Origin of the sequence: Streptomyces sp. NRRL F-5630 (genome assembly GCF_000719475.1) — a bacterium.
Classification (GTDB): Bacteria; Actinomycetota; Actinomycetes; order Streptomycetales; family Streptomycetaceae; genus Streptomyces.
Map to the genome: position 1 here is coordinate 1 of NZ_JOGO01000066.1, position 16,679 is coordinate 16,679.

General features: G+C 68.9%; 15 protein-coding genes. 5 read left to right on the top strand and 10 right to left on the bottom strand.

Annotation, left to right across the window (positions count from 1 at the left end; translation table 11 throughout):
- The first annotated feature begins 967 nt into the window (after positions 1-967).
- Positions 968-1,576 carry a GDSL-type esterase/lipase family protein gene (locus IF99_RS0124075; RefSeq protein ID WP_030999202.1) on the top strand — a complete coding sequence of 203 codons (609 nt, stop codon included), beginning with the start codon at positions 968-970 and terminating at the stop codon, positions 1,574-1,576.
- A gap of 82 nt (positions 1,577-1,658) precedes the next feature.
- Here IF99_RS0124075 and IF99_RS35825 read toward each other — a convergent pair whose 3' ends face one another.
- From IF99_RS35825 to IF99_RS0124100, 5 genes are all read right to left on the bottom strand, one after another.
- Complete coding sequence (locus tag IF99_RS35825; protein ID WP_078655251.1) at positions 1,659-1,850, bottom strand: helix-turn-helix domain-containing protein; 192 nt, start codon at positions 1,848-1,850, stop codon at positions 1,659-1,661.
- 739 nt (positions 1,851-2,589) lie between these two features.
- Positions 2,590-3,048: a hypothetical protein gene (locus tag IF99_RS0124085; protein WP_030999211.1), complete on the bottom strand. Its 459-nt coding sequence runs from the start codon at positions 3,046-3,048 to the stop codon at positions 2,590-2,592.
- Positions 3,049-3,187: 139 nt separating this feature from the next.
- A complete protein-coding gene (locus IF99_RS35150) occupies positions 3,188-5,179 on the bottom strand; it encodes an RHS repeat domain-containing protein (RefSeq protein ID WP_030999212.1) in 1,992 nt (663 codons plus the stop codon).
- 19 nt (positions 5,180-5,198) lie between these two features.
- Positions 5,199-6,674 carry an NF041680 family putative transposase gene (locus tag IF99_RS0124095; RefSeq protein WP_030999215.1) on the bottom strand — a complete coding sequence of 492 codons (1,476 nt, stop codon included), beginning with the start codon at positions 6,672-6,674 and terminating at the stop codon, positions 5,199-5,201.
- Positions 6,675-6,773: 99 nt separating this feature from the next.
- Positions 6,774-7,274 carry a hypothetical protein gene (locus tag IF99_RS0124100; protein ID WP_030999217.1) on the bottom strand — a complete coding sequence of 167 codons (501 nt, stop codon included), beginning with the start codon at positions 7,272-7,274 and terminating at the stop codon, positions 6,774-6,776.
- Positions 7,275-7,532: 258 nt separating this feature from the next.
- Between IF99_RS0124100 and IF99_RS0124105 the strand changes: the two genes are divergently transcribed.
- A complete protein-coding gene (locus IF99_RS0124105) occupies positions 7,533-7,922 on the top strand; it encodes a hypothetical protein (protein ID WP_030999219.1) in 390 nt (129 codons plus the stop codon).
- A 67-nt stretch (positions 7,923-7,989) separates the two neighbouring features.
- Here IF99_RS0124105 and IF99_RS0124110 read toward each other — a convergent pair whose 3' ends face one another.
- The 5 genes from IF99_RS0124110 to IF99_RS0124130 form a co-directional block, all read right to left on the bottom strand.
- Positions 7,990-8,565, bottom strand: a complete 576-nt coding sequence (locus IF99_RS0124110) for a hypothetical protein (protein WP_030999221.1) — start codon at positions 8,563-8,565, stop codon at positions 7,990-7,992.
- Positions 8,558-10,099, bottom strand: a complete 1,542-nt coding sequence (locus IF99_RS0124115; RefSeq protein WP_030999223.1) for a helix-turn-helix domain-containing protein — start codon at positions 10,097-10,099, stop codon at positions 8,558-8,560. Before IF99_RS0124115 ends, IF99_RS0124110 begins: the two co-directional genes overlap by 8 nt.
- Positions 10,096-10,368 (bottom strand): helix-turn-helix domain-containing protein, encoded by a 273-nt coding sequence (locus tag IF99_RS31095; RefSeq protein WP_030999226.1) that lies wholly within the window; start codon positions 10,366-10,368, stop codon positions 10,096-10,098. Before IF99_RS31095 ends, IF99_RS0124115 begins: the two co-directional genes overlap by 4 nt.
- 692 nt (positions 10,369-11,060) lie before the next feature.
- On the bottom strand, positions 11,061-11,789 hold the full coding sequence (pepE, locus tag IF99_RS0124125) for a dipeptidase PepE (RefSeq protein WP_030999228.1): 729 nt from the start codon (positions 11,787-11,789) through the stop codon (positions 11,061-11,063).
- 26 nt (positions 11,790-11,815) lie between these two features.
- Positions 11,816-12,643: an IclR family transcriptional regulator gene (locus IF99_RS0124130; protein WP_030999230.1), complete on the bottom strand. Its 828-nt coding sequence runs from the start codon at positions 12,641-12,643 to the stop codon at positions 11,816-11,818.
- Between the two features lie 272 nt (positions 12,644-12,915).
- Here IF99_RS0124130 and IF99_RS0124135 point away from each other — a divergent pair, with 272 nt between their 5' ends.
- From IF99_RS0124135 to IF99_RS0124145, 3 genes are read left to right on the top strand one after another with little or no spacing between them, the layout of a single operon-like run.
- Positions 12,916-13,869, top strand: a complete 954-nt coding sequence (locus tag IF99_RS0124135; protein ID WP_030999232.1) for a DUF1177 domain-containing protein — start codon at positions 12,916-12,918, stop codon at positions 13,867-13,869.
- Positions 13,869-15,278: a cytosine permease gene (locus tag IF99_RS0124140; RefSeq protein ID WP_030999234.1), complete on the top strand. Its 1,410-nt coding sequence runs from the start codon at positions 13,869-13,871 to the stop codon at positions 15,276-15,278. Before IF99_RS0124135 ends, IF99_RS0124140 begins: the two co-directional genes overlap by 1 nt.
- Positions 15,275-16,636, top strand: coding sequence for a M20/M25/M40 family metallo-hydrolase (locus tag IF99_RS0124145; RefSeq protein ID WP_051703659.1), 1,362 nt, complete (start codon positions 15,275-15,277; stop codon positions 16,634-16,636). The genes IF99_RS0124140 and IF99_RS0124145 overlap by 4 nt, the downstream gene beginning before the upstream one ends.
- The last annotated feature ends 43 nt before the right edge of the window (positions 16,637-16,679 follow it).

Genomic DNA, 16,679 nt, shown 5'->3' on the forward strand with positions numbered 1-16,679 from the left:
GAGGGCGCGGAGAAGCCCGTACCCCGCAAGCACATCGAGATCGTTGTCTTCGAGGGCGAGGAGATTGAGGTACGCCTCGGAGTATGGACCAGCAACGTGCGCTCGCGTTTCGGCACGCTGAGCGAGGACGAACGCAAGCAGCTCGCCGCGCTCGGAGTGCCCTGGGCGGTGTAGATGGTGGTCGATGTCCACGCCGTACGCGCTGCCCCGGGTGGGGACGTCTCCGCCCGGGGCGGCGTTTCGTTCTCCTCGGGCGGCTGGATGCAGGACCATGTGGGGAGTCACGTACCCCGAGGAGACGCTGATGCTCATCGAGACCCTGCGGCCCGAGGTGCGGGTATTCATCGACGATGCACGGTGTCACCTGGCTTTCTGCGCCGGGCTGCGCGCGGGCGAGACCCGGCGTACGCGACCGTGCTCCTGGCCGCAGCCGAGCAGGGAAAGGAAGTCCTCGCCCGGTACGAGGGCCGGGTGGCTACGTGGATGGACTGCGTGGCGCCGGCCGACGTGTGCCTTGAGGTGGTCTGTGAGGAGCCGGGCGAGCGGGTACACGGCGTGCTCTACGCCTGCCCCGTCCGCAGGGCCGAGGCGACCTTCCCGGATGACCGAGGCGGGAGCGCTGGTCAAAGCGGCGGGGCCCGCGAGCCGGGCCCGGTGTGGATTCTTCGACGGCGCCACCCGCGAGGCACGTCACCTCCTGGGGGCGTAGCCCTCCTGTAGGGTCTCGCGTTCTGCGTCATGAGGCATTGCGCTGAGCAGTGGGTTCGTCAGTTGTCTCAGGATCTGTCCGGCGTTTCTGTCTCACGAGGCGCGTCACTCCCTCAGCGGCAGAGTGATAGCGGCCAGTTGAAATTCCCCAAGTACGGCCACTTACTGAGGTAGCTGTGAGTGACGACTATGGGGCCCGGAGTGTGCTCCGCTCGCGTCCTGGAGTTGGTGGCATCGGGCCCGCCCGTAGGCTGGCCGGGTGAGTAGGGACATACGTATTTGCTTTATCGGTGATTCCTTCGTTCAAGGGATCGGCGACCCGGAGCATCGAGGCTGGGTCGGCCGAGTGCTCCAGGCCACCCGCGGCGACGTCACGGCCTTCAACCTCGGTATCAGGCGCAACACCTCCGAGGACGTCCTGCGCCGCTGCTGGCAGGAGGTCAGGCCCCGGACGTTGCCCGACGTTGACAACCGGTTGGTCATCTCTTTCGGCAGTAACGACATGATCGAGGAGGGTGGCAGGGTCCGCGTCGACCCGGCCCGCTGTCTGGGCAGTCTGGCCATGGTCCTTGACGAGAGCCACCACCAGGCCATCGCCGCGTTGGTCGTTGGTCCCCCGCCGGTCATCGATGCAGGTGAAGAACATCTGCGACGGGTCTCGAAACTCGCCGACGAGATGGCCGCTCTCTGTCGGTCACGAAGCGTCCCGTTCATCGCCACGACCCAGGACCTGGCCAATGACCGCTCGTGGATCGAGGAAGCCGTGGCCGGCGATGGCGCCCACCCAGGCAGTGGCGGATACCAGAAGCTGACCGACATCATCCTTTCCAGCCAGTGGCATGAATGGATCGCTCACCCGGGTCGATAGCCGGAACCCTCCACCGCCCAGCATCGCTCTCCGTCATCTTCGCGGCCAGATGGCTCCCCGCTATCTGGCCGCGAGCGGGGAATCAGAACTGGCCGCCAACAGCAGAGACCGCGCGAACTGCCGCGCGAGCCCGTTCTCCAGCGGGAGTCAGCCGTTGAGGGGCGCCGGATGTCGCCTGGACGAGCAGCTTGTGGCCAACTTCCCGTTCGAGCCGTCGGACATGTTCGGAGAGCTGTCGGGCCGGAGCCCCCAGCTCGCCAGCGGCGTGTGTCATCGGGGGATAAGCGGTGGCGGCGGCGAACCGTTCACCGGCCTGCGAGTCTCACGACCGCTTCATAGATGCAGGCGATATGCAGTCAGCTGTGAGACTTGAGCCGAAGCACGATTGTTGTCACCAGCGGCGTCCAATGGCCTGTGACTTCGACCGGGCAAAGCACGGTGGTTGTCACCAGGTCGGCGGGCTACCTGTCACCAGCGGCTTGCGAAGCACGGTGAGTGTCACCGGCTCCTGGGCTCCGACTGGCCGCCCAGGGCTGCGCAGCGGCCCCGACGGCAGGTCCGCGTCCCATCCGGTAGCACCGGTGACAGCACGCCTGCCTCGGTGACAACCATCGTGCCTCGGCTCAAGAAGGCGTGGAAGGCGGCGGTCGCGGCCAGGGTGCGGGAGGTCATCGTCGTGTCAGCCGAAGTGCTCGGCGAGCGCGGACGAGGATGTCGTCGTGCTGTGGGCCGGGCGGTGGTGTGGTGGGGGGCGGCTTGCCAGAGGGGGCGCATGTCGCTGGGCAGGCTGAACAGGGCGGCGGCGGTGTGCCAGTCGGGGACGCCGGGGCCGTGCAGGGTCTCGCGGACTTCGGTGGCGGTCGCGGTGGGGGTGAGGGCGTCGTCCTCGCCCTGGAGAGGCAATGCTGGAAGTGCGCACTCCGCGACGATGCGTGCTGGCCGGGGCAACACACTCCGGCCAGCACCTGCCACCTGATCGGTGCCTCACGTACGACCGAGGCCAACCGACGCCGTCAGCTACTGGTGAGCACCATGACGAGCGCACCGACCACTACGGTCACCACGCTGGCGATGACCGCCATGTCGGGGAAGCGGCAGCGGGTCCAGCGGACTGAAACAGAGTACCGATCGCCGTCTTCACAATTCGCCCGTATCCACTCACGAATTTCCCGCGCCGCTCCATCACTGGTCCTTTTCAGTAGGTCAATGGCTGACCCACCGTACGCAAAAGCGGCGACCTTTTCCTCCTTGCCGTAGTGCACTTCGAGCGTTCCGTCATCATTCACCTCCACTGCCCGCACTGCCGCTGCCGGAATCGAGTGAGTTCGCAACGGGTTGACCACTACGATCTCGCCACGCCGCAACTCAATTTTCGAGCTGGCGATTCTCCCGACGAAGCCGACGAATAGCAGGTACACCGGGATGCCTTGCCAGCCGGTTCGATTAGCCACAGCACACACCGCGAAAATCATAAGGATTCCTATCCCGATGATTCCGCTACCGAAGAGGATAGGCCAAGAGCGCCTACGAAGAATTTTTCGCGAGTTCATTTTCGACATTCCCGTATCGCGATCCCTGCTCATCCGTTCACCTCAGAGGAGTATTCCACCGTCAGCACCAGCTGGCCGCGTTACCAGGGCTAGCGGCCCCCGCTCCGCAGAAGGTACCCGCGTTCGCGATGTTGAGACTCACGTTCGCCTGCGTGCGACCCACATCGAGCGTTTTCGTATAACCGTAGTGCAGGGGGCGATGGCTTGAATCAAATACGATCCTGTCAACGCGATTCCGGGTTACAAAAGCGGAGCCACGCCAACTGCCTGCAACTCCTCGCGCGACGCCCCCGCCCACAGCGACCCAAAGAAGCGACTTCCCTGCTTTGCCGTAGTCCCATTTGCCCGTAGTGAGCCCGTCTCCGCCAAACGTCGCGAGAACTCCGACAGCCCCGATCCCCATGCAAGCTCCTGCCGAAACGACGACGCAGGCCGTGAAGCCCGCAATGGGTATGACCCTATCCCTCCAGCCATGCCAGGTGCCGAAGGTGTCGTGGAGCCCGGATTTGGTCTGTGTCCAGGCATCTCCCCAGTTGCCCCTCACGATGTTGCTGAGGATTCCATGCTTCTCACGGCGTTCCGCATCGGCCTTCCTCTTGGCATCCGCCTTTCTCTTGTCGGCGCGCTTCTTCGCGCTGGCCGCTGCCGCGTCCGCCTTTTTCTTGTTGTAGTGGAAGACTTTGTAGGTGCTGGGGCTGGCCTTGTAGGCGGCGTATTTCTTCCGGGACGCCTTGTCCTTCTTGGGGGTTTGGTTCCAGACCCATTTGCCGTTCTTCAGGGTGTAGCCGCCGGTCATGCCGCGGTCGGCTGCCCAGCGGTCGTCGTTGTAGGTGGCGCCGCCTGCGGGGCCGTCGGGGCGCAGCCCGTCGGGGTCGGCCTGGGTGATGGGGTTGTTGTGGGCGTAGGAGTAGGCGTTCATCTGGGCCGGGTCGGTTTCGTCGATGATGGGGTCGACGGAGAGGAAGCGGCCGAGGGTGGGGTCGTATTCGCGGGCGCCGAGGTGGACGAGTCCGGTGGGGTCATCGGTGCCGCCGACGAAGCCTCGGGTGCCGGGAATGGTTTCGGAGTCCTCGGAGCGGGACTGGCCGAAGGGGAGCTGGCGGCGGCGGGTGACGAGGAGGGTTCCGGCGGTGACGGCGGTCAGCGCGGTGCCCTGGTGGTCGTTGACGAGGTAACTGAAGCCCTTCCCGGTGCGGACGGCGATGGTCTCGCCGTCGTGGGTGTAGTAGCGGGTGGCGTCCTTGGTACCCGCAGCGGTGACGGTGAGTTCGTTGCCGCCGGGCAGACTCAGAGTCGTGCCGCCATCCGCCTGGTGGGCCAGGAGGCGTGCGCCGTCCGCGTCGTAGACGTAGTCGGTGCTCTTGCCGTTCTCGGTCAGGGACTTCAGGTGCTGTTCGTCGTCCCAGGCCAGGGACTGGGAACGAGTGCCGAGCTCACGGGTGGTGGTATTGCCCGCCTTGTCGTAGCCGAAGGTGTCCTTGCGGCCGTCGTCCGCGCCGCCCTTGACGCTGGCGGTCTGGACGGCATGGGGCAGGGCCTTGCCCGGCTCGGACTGGGTGTAGGTGGTGGTGGCACCGCTTTCGTGATCGGTCTGCTCGGTACGGTTGCCCACCGCGTCGTACGTGAACGAGCCCGAGGTGGGCGGCAAGTAGCGGTCGGTCTTGTTCGTCGCGTAGAGCATGAGGACGACGCGCTGGTTGGCTGTCAGTCCTGCTGAGCGCGTCAGAACGTGGAATGCGGTCTGGTCGTGGTCGCTCACTGTGCCTCCTGCGCTGCCGTGCAGGCGTCCTTGTCGAATGTCGGGCGGGTTGCACAGCGTGATCGCTTCGCGCTGCTCGACTCCGCTACCGTGAAAAGCGATGTAGGGGCTGATCCGGTAGAAGCGGTAGCTGCCCACCCGGCCCCGCTCGATCAGGATGCGCCGCCGGCGCAGGGCCCGGTTGATCTTGCCGACTGCGTCGGGGGTCATGCCGACCCGTTTCGCGATGTCCGCGCCGGTGAGGCGGAGCGGTTCCATGCCGGGCGGTGACGTGCCGATCCACCACTGGATCAAGTACTTCTGAGCTTGTTTTTTAACCAGCTCGTCGGGGTTTGGTGCCGACCTTGTGGTGGGCGGGTCGGTGGTACGGCTCGCTGCCGGTGAGGACTCGTCCGACGTCGTGGCGGGGTGCGGGTCGCCGGTTCTTCGAGCCGGGCGGGCGTCCGGGTCCGGGTGTGGTGGGTTTCGGTGCACCGGCTGGAGAGCCGGTGGTCGTGCGGAGGTTCCTGAACCCGCGCCGGACGCGGGCCGGGGTGAGTTTGTGCGGCGGTGCCGGCTTCTCCCAGGGCCGGCGCAGGTCGGTGGCGAGCGGTCGGGCGAGGCGGAGCTGAGTGTGGGCGGCGATGATCAGCCAAGTCCAGCGGTCGGCGGCGGCGGAGTCGCGCAGGCGGGGCCGGGTCCAGCCGAGGGTCTGCTTGAGCATGCGGAAGGTGTGCTCGATGTCGAACCTTCGCAGGAACGCCTGCCAGCAGCGGTCGACGTCGGCCTTCGTGGCGCCGGTGCGCGACCACCACAGCCAGACCGGCTTGTTCACCCCGCCGGACGGCAAGCGCTCGACGGCCAGTCGGATGACCGTGCCCTCGATGACCGGCAGTGGGCCGTTGTGCTCCAGCCACGCGGCCCGCTGGGTCAGCCGCGGGTGCAGCCGGTCCCACGCCTGAGCGGTGGCCGTGCCGTAGAGGCGGGTGTCGGTGACCGTGACGGCTTGCTCCTCGCCCCAGGTGGCAGGGTCGCCGAAGACGAACTCTCCGCCGTGCTTGGGCATCCGGCCGCCCTTCGGGTGTGCCCGGAAGAACTCCTCCCGCGAGGGCGCCGGGCGGCGCATCACCCGGTCCGACCGGGTCCGGCCCAGGATCTCGACCGGCAACCCGGACAGCAGGTGAGCGATGCGCGGGGCGTCGTAGCCAGCGTCCAGCACGATCATGATGCTCGGGTCGTCCTCGGTCCACTGGCCCGCGGCGATGAGCCGTTCGACCACCTCGCGGACATGGGCGGCGGTGACAGCGGCCAGGTCCGCGCCGGGAGCCAGGCGGACCGCGTCCAGGAACGCGGACCAGGAGGTGCGGCCGGTCTCCAGCGCGACGACGACCGAGTACGGCCAGCCGGGCATCATCTGATGCTTCGCGCCGCCGCGGCCGTAGGTGTGGCAGAAGGAGCGGTCCGGGACGGTGCCGGCGTCCGGCCGCAGCCACGGCGAGACGTCGACCGCCAGGACCAGCCGCCCGTCGGCCGCCCGCGGAAGCGGCACCCCGGCCAGGACCCGCCGCAGCCGGGAGACATCGAGCCCACCGCGGTTCAGCCCGGCGTAGAGGGAGCCGTGACCCCGGCGGTGCTCCGGCGCCAGCGCCAGGTCGACTAGCGACCGCACCGGTCCGTCCGTGCACAGAACGGCGTCGGCCAGCTCGAACAGCGCGTCCGCGCGGGCGGTCAGGCAGTCGTAGAAGTCAGTCCGGAACCGGGACAACACAGCCAGGGACTCGACGCGAACAGCATCGTGCAGCGGACTCACCCTTGCGGCCTTGGCATGATCGACAACGCACATGATCACACCAGGGCTGCGGCGCTGTCCAGGGAAGCTGCAAACGCTCTTGGTGCTGGCAGGGGCCCTTCAGGCTTGGACCAGTGATGCGCGGATTCGAGCGATGGCGCGCAGGATCTCGTCCCGGTTCTTTGCACGCTTGATCCACAGCGGCAGCCGGGCGACCAATGTCATCTTCGGCCCGGTGCCGTACCACGGCGCTCGTTCGCGCAGCGGCGCTTGGACGAAGCGCCGGAGCAAGTCGAGGTGTTCCAGGTCGTATGCCCACAACCATCCGTGTCGAGTCTCGATTTGGAGCCACAACGGCACGCCGAAGTACGGATCCTTCGCGGGCTCGGCGGTGCCCCTCGGGAGCGCGACAGAACGGCCGCTCCACAGTTGTGACAATCCGCAGCTACGGCAGACCAGACGCCTCGGTCTGAACAGGGCCCGACCTGCGCAGTCAGAGTCGTCAGGTGCTGGGATGACGAGTGCGGCCTTTGCGCAGCCAGGGCATCGCACCATGATCGAGCTGATGAAGTCGTACTCGGTGCTACGCGGATCTTGGAACCGACCGGAGGACGAGGCCATGCGGTGAGTATGCAACTGCCCAAAGAGCCAGCGCATCCCGATTCGGCGGCTGGCGCACGACCGCCTGCCGCCCCTGCCAGGAACCACGCGGAGGTTAAAAGACAAGCTGAGTACCTGTTTTCGAACTCGCCGGCGGTGTTGACTCCAGGCCAGGAATCGAACAGGGCCGAGATCAGAGCCTGTGGTCAAGCGTCTCGTGGACCCGCTCTGGCAGGATCACCACAGAGAACAGGCCCGCCACACACCCCGGGAGACGGGTTGTACGTACGGTTCCAGGCAGCGGAAGCCAACCAGCGCGGCACATTTCCCGGCGTCTTCGCCCTGGTGAACGGCCTGGTAGCCGCTGGAAAACTCACCCCCGCGCAGGAGTCCTTCCGCCGCTCCAGTTACGACTGGTACGACGCGCACCTCGTGAACCCCTCCTACACCGACCCAATAGTTTACGACCGTGACCTCAACCCTGGAGCGGAAGCCCGGTTCAAGGAGTCAGCCGCGGACCACATCGCACACGTCGCCGGCCACCTGGACATCCTCGCGCTGCACGGAGTGGGATACGACACCCTCCACTCCACCGACCCAGGAACAGTCATCTACGAGGATGACCACCAGGTCGTCGTCCTGCCGCACCAGTCCCGCCCGCATCACTGAGTCCCTGACGAGTCGGGCCAGGGCGGTGATGAGGAGGAGCCGACCGGTCTCGGCGGCCGCCCGCAACTCAGGCGGCGAAGCCGATGTTGGTGACGTACTCGTACTGGCCCCACTGCGAGCCGAGGTCGACGACGACGTCGTTGACCCATGCGTCGTCGAGGCGCTCGTCGTCTCCGGCCTCCCAGGCGGCGATGATCCGCTCCCACTTGCGGACGTTGAGGGTGCGGTACTCCACGGCCCGCTGGCGGGGGCGTACTACCCCGGACTGGTTGACGGGGTGGAATTCGACGCGGGTTCCCCGGCCGCCGCGCTCCAGGCGTGCCTGGAGGTGGCGGGCGACGTTTTGGCGGCGCACCTGCTGGTAGGCGGCGTCGATCTCGCGGAGCGTGCGCGGCGCGGGGCTGCGCTTGCCCTGCATCTGGGCCTTGATCGTGCGGGGGCTGATGGTGAGCCCGGCCTCGCGGGCGGCGGCGAGTTGGCGGGGGCTGCTGGTGAGGTAGCGCAGGCGGGCGGTCAGGCCCCGGCGGGTGGTAACCGGGGAGGCGATGAACCCGGCGAGGCTGTCGAGGCGGCGGGCGACGAGTGCGTGGCCCTTGACGCCCTGGGCGCCGTACGCGCCGAACTCGATGTTCCGCTCAGGCATCGTGGTCCCCCCTCTCGTCGTCGGTGATGGTGGTGCCGAGGGTGTAGGTGTCCTTGATCTTGACCTCGGTCACGGCGCGGCCCTCGGGGAAAACGCCTCGCCAGTCCCCGATGACGTGCAGCTCGTCGGTGCCCATCGCGCGCACGACGGTGAGCCCATTCTCGTGGGCTTTGAGCGCCTTCATCCAGAGGTTCGCGAATGCCTGCGAGCGGATGAGGTGCATCCAGTCGGGACGGTACAACTCGCGGTTGTAGTTGCTGGCGCCCATCGTGGAGACGAACTTGGAGTACATCGCCTTCACGTACTCCAGCGTCACCTCGTCGGCCTCGGCGATCGCGCGGTCGCGGGCCTCTCTCAGCTCGGTGCGGAACTTCTCCAGGAGGTTCTCCGTGGAGCCGCTGGTGTAGGACTCGTGGATCTCCGGGGCCTCGCACAGCCCGTATTTCGGGCCGGAGAGGCGCTGCAGGAGGCGCAGGGTGGGCTCGGTGACCCACAGCGGGCCGGGCTCGTCGCGGGCGCCCAGGGGGTTGGGCAGGTCCGCGTCGTGGTCCCAGGCGGGCGGGGTGATCAGGTGGACGCCCGCGCGGCGGCGGTCGTGCGCGAAGCCGGTGGAGTGTTCCAGCTGTCCGAGCGGGAGGTGGGTTTTCAGGGCGCTGAGGTAGGCGCCGTTGATGTCGAGCGCTGTCACCTCCCACTGCCCTTGCGGCAACGCGGGGCGCGTCCACTTCGGGCGGGCTTCCCAGATCTGGTCGGCCCCGTGCGCGGACTGCTTGTGCAGGATCTCCGGCAGCGCCGGGTGCGCCACGACGTCGTACCGCCCGCCGATACGGGTGCGGTCCAGCAACTCCATCGCGTCCGGGATCGCCTGCTTGACCAGTGCGGCCGTCGCCGCCTCCATATCGCCCTCGTGCTGGGCGAGCGCGGCGGCGACCTTCGCCGCGATGAACCCCGGCTCGTCCACGGCCCTCGCACGGCGGCCGGTCGCTTTCACCCCTACGGGGTGCCCGTTGCCGGGGGTGCGCCGGGCCGGGCGCGCGGGAGAGGCTGTCGGGGCCGGGCTGCGTGCGGGCGCCGGGCGGCTGGTAGACGACGGCGCGGGCTCCGCAGACGCAGGGGCGGGGTCGGGCAGGGGATGGCACTCGGCGGGGACGAGGTGCTGCGCGAGTCCGGCGACCCGGTGGCGGGCAGGCTCCCCGCACAGCACACACGGCTCCGCGACCGTAAGAACGTCCACGTCCTCGCCTTCCTCCTCGCCGGCCTCCGGTCCGAGCGCGGGGCCGGGCTCGGAGGGCGGGGCGAGCTTGGCCTTGGCGCCGTCAAGGAAATACCCGTACTTCTCGCGGGTCTCCCCCGAGGGGTCCCGGCCGCTCTCCCACCCGGCGACCGTGGACGTGCTCACGCCCAGGGCGGCGGCGAGCTGGGCGCGCGAGAGCGCGAGACCCTCGCGCAGGGACCGCCGCTCGGCCGCGGGCGGGAGAGGCCGCTCCTGACGTGCGGAGGCGAGGAGGTCATCGATCGCGTCGAACCCGGTCACCGCGGCCTCCGCTCGGACCGCGCGTTCGGCTCGGGCAGCGCCTCTGAGGCGCGAGTGGGCCCCGCCAGGAGGTCGAGGGCATCGATGCCCCAGTGCGCGGCGAGCGCCTCGCACTGCTCCAGGGACCACGCAGCAGCACCCGACTGACGACGGCTCACCTGCCCCTGCGAAAGACCCAGGACCGCCGCGAGATCACGCTGCGACTCACCGGTCACGTGCATGAGCGCCGCAATCGAGGCCCGCAGACGTGAACTGAGAGAAGTGACCATGCCCCCACTATAGTTGATAGCAGCCATAAACGATGGCCTTTCGCCATCAAACATGCGCCCAGAGTATCGGGGCTTGCCTCTCGTTTCCGAATAGCGGCAGACCGTACCCGCCGTTGTGCCGTCACGCCGTAGCTACGAGGTGACGACACGACGGCACCACCCGCGCGTGGCGGCGGCCCTGCCGCCGCCACCCACCAGGACACCCTACGAAGCACCCCGGTACCGCACACCTGGCCGCCACCGTGGAGGAACGCCAGGCGCTCATCGCCACGATGGGCAGCGGGACCCCGATGCCCCGGGCCGGTACCGCGGAAGAGTTCGCCGCTGTCTCGCCTTCGTCGCCTCGGACGCGGCCTCCCACGTCAACGGCGCCGACTACCAGGTCGACGGGCGGTTACGGCCAGGTATGACACCCCCGCGAGGCCCTCGCGGCCTCCGGAGTGCTTGGACACCGCCGAAGGCGGGCACGAGTGCGCTGACACGGCTGTCGGCCTCCCAGTGGGGCGCTGGAACCGGGACCGCCGGGACGCGCGGGGCGCTGTTGAGCGGCTGGCAGCGGCGGAGAAGGAGGCGGCCGGGGCACCGGCTGGCGCCTTCGCACCTGGCGGTGCCCGCCACGGGTCGGCGCGCTTGTCCTGCCGCCTGCCCGGCGGACGGCAGGAGAGGGCGGGCGCCGACCCGTGCGGTGGTGGTCAGTGTGCCGGGGCGTCGAAGCGCGGGCGCATGGTGAGCAGGTGGGAGACGTCCGACCCCGCTGCCAGTTCTCGGGGTGCCCTGTCGCGTGTGAACAGCCGGGCGGGGCGGGCGCCCTCGACGCGGGCGGACTCGCCCTCGACGCGGAGCCAGGAGCCCTCGCGCAGGCCGAGGACGGGGACGTCGTTCTCTTCCAGGAACTCGGTGAGCCGTTCCTCGCGGGTCTCGCCCTTGTGGGTGCTCGCGGGGTCGGGGTCCAGGTAGTGGGGGTTGATCTGGAACGGCACGAGGCCCAGTGCCTCGAAGGACGGCGGCTGCACGATGGGCATGTCGTTGGTGGTCCGCAGGGTGGGTGCCGCCATGTTGGTCCCCGCGCTGGCGCCCATGTACGGCAGTCCGGCACCCACGGCGCCCCTCACGGCCTCGCGCAGCCCTGTCCGGTAGAGGGCGCTGAGCAGCCGGAAGGAGTTGCCGCCGCCGATGAACACGGCGTCGGCGCTCTCCAAGGCGGTGACCGGGTCGGTGTGCTCGTGGACCCCGCGGACGGCGATCCCGGCGGGCTCCAGGGCGCCGCGGACACGTGCGGTGTAGGTGTCGTGGTCGGCGAGCGCGTAGGGCACGAAGGCGAGGTGGGCTCCGGCGGGCAGGAAGGCGGTCACGGCTTCCAGGGCGTGTTCGAGGTAAGCGCGGCCGTACTGGGTGGAGTTGGAGAGCAGGAGCAGGTTCACGGGTTCTTCCTCGCGGGATGGTTCGGTCAGGGCGTGGGAGTGCGGCGGGGCTTGGGCTTGGGGCGTTGCGGGGGATGGGTGAGGCGCTTTTCCAGGAGGGCGGCGGCGTGCCGCAGTGGTTCGAGGCGGTTCTCGGGTGCCCCGGCGAACCGCTCCTCGGCGCCGCCGAGACTGAGGCTTCCGTAGGGTTCGCGGCCCAGGAAGACCGGTACGGCGACGGTGGCGATGCCGGTGTCGTACTCCCCGACCGTCCAGGCGTATCCCTGGGCGCGGATCTTCAGGAGTTCCTGTTCGAGCGTGTCCGGGTCGGTGACGGTCCGGTCGGTGAAGCGGGCCATCGGGCGGCCGCGGAAGAGCCGGTGGCGCTGGTCGTCCGGCAAGCAGGCGTAGAAGGACTTGGAGGTGGCCCCGGCGTGCGCCGGGTAGAGCTCGCCGATGAGCGGGTGGTAGCGCAGCGGTCCCGCCTCGCCCTCCTCGGCGGCGACGCACCGCATGTGGAAGCTGTCGGGCAGGCAGAACAGCACGGTGTCGCCGGTGACCCGGCGCAGTTCCTCCAGGACGGGGTGGGCCAGTAGCTCCAGTGAACCCGAGCGCTCCCAGAGGCGGCCCAGGCGCAGAGCGGCGGGACCGATGCGGTAGCGGCGGGTCGCGGGGTCGGAGACCAGGAAGCCGCGCCCTGCGAGAGTGGCGAGCAGGCGCTGGGCCACGGAGGTGTCCCAGCCGAACTCGGCCGCGATCTCGGTCACACCCCAGTCGGGCCGGGACCGCTCGAAAGCGAGCAGCACCAGCAGCGCCCGGTCCACGGTCTGCAGTGCCCCGGCGGGGGTGCGCCGGTCCGTCTCGAACTCCGCCATAGCCAACCTTCACTCTCCAGGGCCTTGGGGCCGTCCCTCGCCGCCAGGCCCGATCCGCGGATACCCGAGTCGCAGGGACCCGGGCCGCAGACATCCGAGCCGCAGGGCCGAGGGGCTCACGTCGCAGGCCGAGCCGCAGAACCGAGTTGCAGATAACGGGAAATCATTGCGCTCAACGCTATCCGATCCCGAACCTGCTCTCAGCACCCACCCGGGGCCCGGTCGCCTGGCGGGTGCGGACGAGTGTGACGGATGCGCGAGAAAGGCCCCCCATGCTGAAGTACGTACTGGACCTCGTCGAGCTGCTCGACGACCCCCGGGCCACGGGCAAGACGGTCGCCGGGTACCTGGACGCCGCCGCGGGGGCCGGGGGCGCGTCCGCGCAGGTCACCACGGTCGCCGGTGAGCGGGGCTCGACGGATTTCGTATCGGTCCGCGTCCCCGGCTCCCGGGGACGTGCGGCCGGGGGCGAGGCCCGCACCCTGGGCATCGTGGGCCGGCTCGGCGGTATCGGCGCCCGGCCCGAGATGACCGGCCTGGTCTCCGACGCGGACGGGGCCGTCTCGGCGCTCGCCGCCGCGGCCAAGCTGCTCGACATGCGCCGCCGGGGCGATGTGCTGCCCGGCGACGTGATCATCGCCACCCACATCTGCCCCGACGCCCCGACCGAACCGCACGACCCGGTGCCGTTCATGGGCTCGCCGGTGGACATCGCCACGATGAACCGGCACGAGGTGAGCGAGGAGATGGAGGCCGTGCTCTCCATCGACACCACCAAGGGCAACCGCATCATCAACCACAAGGGCCTCGCCCTGTCGCCCACCGTCAAGGAGGGCTGGGTGCTGCGCGTGAGCGAGCAGCTGGGAGAGCTGCTGGCGGTGGTGAGCGGTGAGCCGTTGGTCACGTACCCGGTGACCACGCAGGACATCACCCCCTACGGTAATGGTGCACACCACATCAATTCGATTCTCCAGCCCTCCACCGCGACGGCCGCCCCCGTGGTCGGCCTGGCCATCACCTCGGCCGCGGCCGTGCCCGGCTGCGCGACCGGCGCGAGTCACGAGAGCGACATCGCCTGCGCCGCCCGCTACGCCGTGGAGGTCGCCAAGGCCTACGGCGAGGGCCGGCTGGACTTCCACGACGCGGTGGAGTTCGACAACCTCGTGCGCCGCTACGGCCCGTTGACCCACCTGCAGACCTTCGGCCGCACCCCCCAGGAGTCCTGATGGCAGCAACCCCGCAGCCCGGTGTCGCGTCGCCCACACCGCCCGCACCGCCCGCACCCAAGAGCCTCGGCAGCGATGACTACTCGCTCTCGCGCGTACCGCGCGAGAAGCGCTTCGGCTTCTGGGCGATGCTCCTCCAGTGGCTGGCGCAGTCCGGTTCCATCTCGCAGTTCACGCTCGGCGCCACCATCGGCGTCGGGATGACCTTCGTCGACGCGTTCTGGGCGTTCACGCTGGGCGCGGTGATCCTGGAGGTGGTGATCTTCGCGATCGGCCTGGCCGGGATGCGCGAGGGTCTGGCCACCCCGATGCTCACCCGCTGGGTGGGCTTCGGCCGCAACGGCTCGGCGCTGGTCAGCTTCGTGATCGCGGTCAGCCTGGTCGGCTGGTTCGGCGTCCAGAACAAGATCTTCGGCGACAGCGTCTCGGCGCTGGTCGGCGGCCCGTCCTGGATGTGGTGCGTGCTCGCGGGCATCGCCATCACGGCCCTGGTGATCTTCGGGTTCAGGTACATGGCGAACTTCGCGAAGGTCGTCACCCCGCTGTTCTTCGCCATGGTCGCCTTCTCCGTGATCCGGACCCTGAACGACCACTCGCTGAGCGACCTGGTCCACTCGCCGCCGCCGGGCGACACGATCCCGCTGGCCGTCGCCGCCACCGCCATCGCCGGCGGCTACATGACGGGCGCGATCGTCTCCCCGGAGATGACCCGCTACAACCGCAAGGGCTCGCACGTCTTCCTGCAGAGCGCCTCCTCGATGATCCTCTCCGAGTACATCGTCGGCCTGACCGGCGTGCTCCTGGGCCACCTGGTCAAGAGCAACGAGGTCTCGCACATCGTGCTCTCCACCTCCGGCGCCTTCGGAGTGCTCGTCGTCCTGATGTCGACCGCGAAGATCAACGACTGGAACCTGTACGGCTCCTCCCTCGGCGTCGTCAACTTCTTCCAGGTCGTCTTCCACAAGCGGGTGCACCGCGGCGCGGTCACCATCGTCCTCGGCATCGCGGGCACCGTCCTGTCGGCGGCCGGGATCATGAGCCACTTCACCGAGTTCCTCACGATCCTCGGCGTCGCCATCCCCCCGATCGGCGGGATCATCGTCGCCGAGTACTGGGTCGTCAAGCGCATGCGCACACCACTCGACGAGACCCGGCACGCCCAGACCTTGCCGGCGCACTCCCCCACCTGGGTACCGATGTCGATCGCCATCTGGATCGCCGCGTTCTGCGTCGGCAAGTTCTACGACGGCGGCATCCCCGCCCTGAACTCCCTCGCCACCGCCTTCGTCCTCTACAGCGCCCTGGGCCTGCTGGGCTGGATCAAGCCCTACGGCACCTCCCACCTCGCCGACGAGCAGGACCCCACTACCCCCGCCACCCGCACCACCACCTCCGTGGGAGCAGCATGAACACCACACCCGAGACCACGTCCGGCACCACATCCAGCGCCACACCCGGCACCGCACCTGTCCCGGCTTCAAAGGAGGCCCAGGACGAGGCGATCACCCTGTGCGCCGAGCTGATCAGGTTCGACACCTCCAACCCGACCAGCAACGAACGCGCGAGCGCCGAATGGGTCGTGGCCCGCCTCGCCGAGGCAGGCATCGCCTCCGAGCTGATCGAGTCCGCACCGGGCCGGGCCAGCGTCATCGCCCGCATCCCCGGCCGCGACCGGGATCGCGGTGCCCTGCTCCTCCACGGCCACCTCGACGTGGTCCCCGCCGACGCCCGCGAATGGCAGGTACCGCCCTTCAGCGGCGAGATCCGCGACGGCTACCTCTGGGGCCGTGGCGCGATCGACATGAAGGACACCCTGGCGGTCATGCTCGCCACCGCCCGCCACTTCGCCCGCACCGGCACCAAACCCTCACGCGACCTGGTCCTCGCCTTCCTCGCCGACGAAGAAGCCGGCGGCAAACTCGGCGCTCACTGGCTCGTCGAACACCGTCCGGAACTCTTCGCCGGAGTCACCGAAGCGATCGGCGAAGGCGGCGGATTCTCCTTCGCGATCGACGACACCCGCCGCCTCTACCCCATCGAGAACGCGCAGCGCGGCATGGCCTGGATGGAACTGACCGCCACCGGCCGCGCCGGCCACGGCTCCTCCCCCAACGACGAGAACGCGGTCACCGACCTCGCGCACACAGTCACCCGGATCGGCCGCGAAACCTTCCCCATCCGGCTGATCGAACCCGTCCGCGCACTGCTCCACGAAGCCGCCCGGCTCTACGGCACCCACTTCGACGAAAACGACATCGAGAACAGCCTCGCCCGCCTGGGACCCGTCGCGGACTTCATCCAGGTCGTCCTGCGCAACTCGGCCAACCCCACCATGTTCTCCGCCGGTTACCAGACCAACGTGATCCCCGGGAAAGCCACCGCCCGCATCGACGCACGCTTCCTGCCCGGCCACGAACAAGAGCTCCTCGACACCATCGACCGGCTCCTCCCACCCACCATCACCCGGCAGTGGATCAACCACGACATCGCCATGGAAACCACCTTCGAGGGCCCCCTCGTCGACGCCATGCGCCACGCCATACAGACCGAAGACCCCCACGGCCACCCCGTGCCCTACTGCAACCCCGGCGGCACCGACGCCAAAGCCTTCACCCACCTCGGCATCCGCTGCTACGGCTTCAAAGCCCTGAAACTCCCCCACGACCTCGACTACGGCCGCCTCTTCCACGCCACCGACGAACGCGTCCCCCTCGAAAGCCTCCGCTTCAGCACCCGCGTCATGACCCACCTCTGGCAACTCGCCTGACCCGACCCCCGCCCCACCACCCAGGGCCGCGCGCCGCGCTCGA

What these genes read in the sequence shown, in the direction of transcription:
- IF99_RS0124110 (WP_030999221.1), bottom strand. Translation starts at nt 8,565, where the DNA reads ATGCCTGAGCGGAACATCGAGTTCGGCGCGTACGGCGCCCAGGGCGTC.
- IF99_RS0124140 (WP_030999234.1), top strand. Translation starts at nt 13,869, where the DNA reads ATGGCAGCAACCCCGCAGCCCGGTGTCGCGTCGCCCACACCGCCCGCA.
- IF99_RS0124145 (WP_051703659.1), top strand. Translation starts at nt 15,275, where the DNA reads ATGAACACCACACCCGAGACCACGTCCGGCACCACATCCAGCGCCACA.
- IF99_RS0124135 (WP_030999232.1), top strand. Translation starts at nt 12,916, where the DNA reads ATGCTGAAGTACGTACTGGACCTCGTCGAGCTGCTCGACGACCCCCGG.
- IF99_RS31095 (WP_030999226.1), bottom strand. Translation starts at nt 10,368, where the DNA reads ATGGTCACTTCTCTCAGTTCACGTCTGCGGGCCTCGATTGCGGCGCTC.
- IF99_RS0124085 (WP_030999211.1), bottom strand. Translation starts at nt 3,048, where the DNA reads ATGATTTTCGCGGTGTGTGCTGTGGCTAATCGAACCGGCTGGCAAGGC.
- IF99_RS0124100 (WP_030999217.1), bottom strand. Translation starts at nt 7,274, where the DNA reads ATGGCCTCGTCCTCCGGTCGGTTCCAAGATCCGCGTAGCACCGAGTAC.
- IF99_RS35825 (WP_078655251.1), bottom strand. Translation starts at nt 1,850, where the DNA reads ATGACACACGCCGCTGGCGAGCTGGGGGCTCCGGCCCGACAGCTCTCC.
- IF99_RS0124130 (WP_030999230.1), bottom strand. Translation starts at nt 12,643, where the DNA reads ATGGCGGAGTTCGAGACGGACCGGCGCACCCCCGCCGGGGCACTGCAG.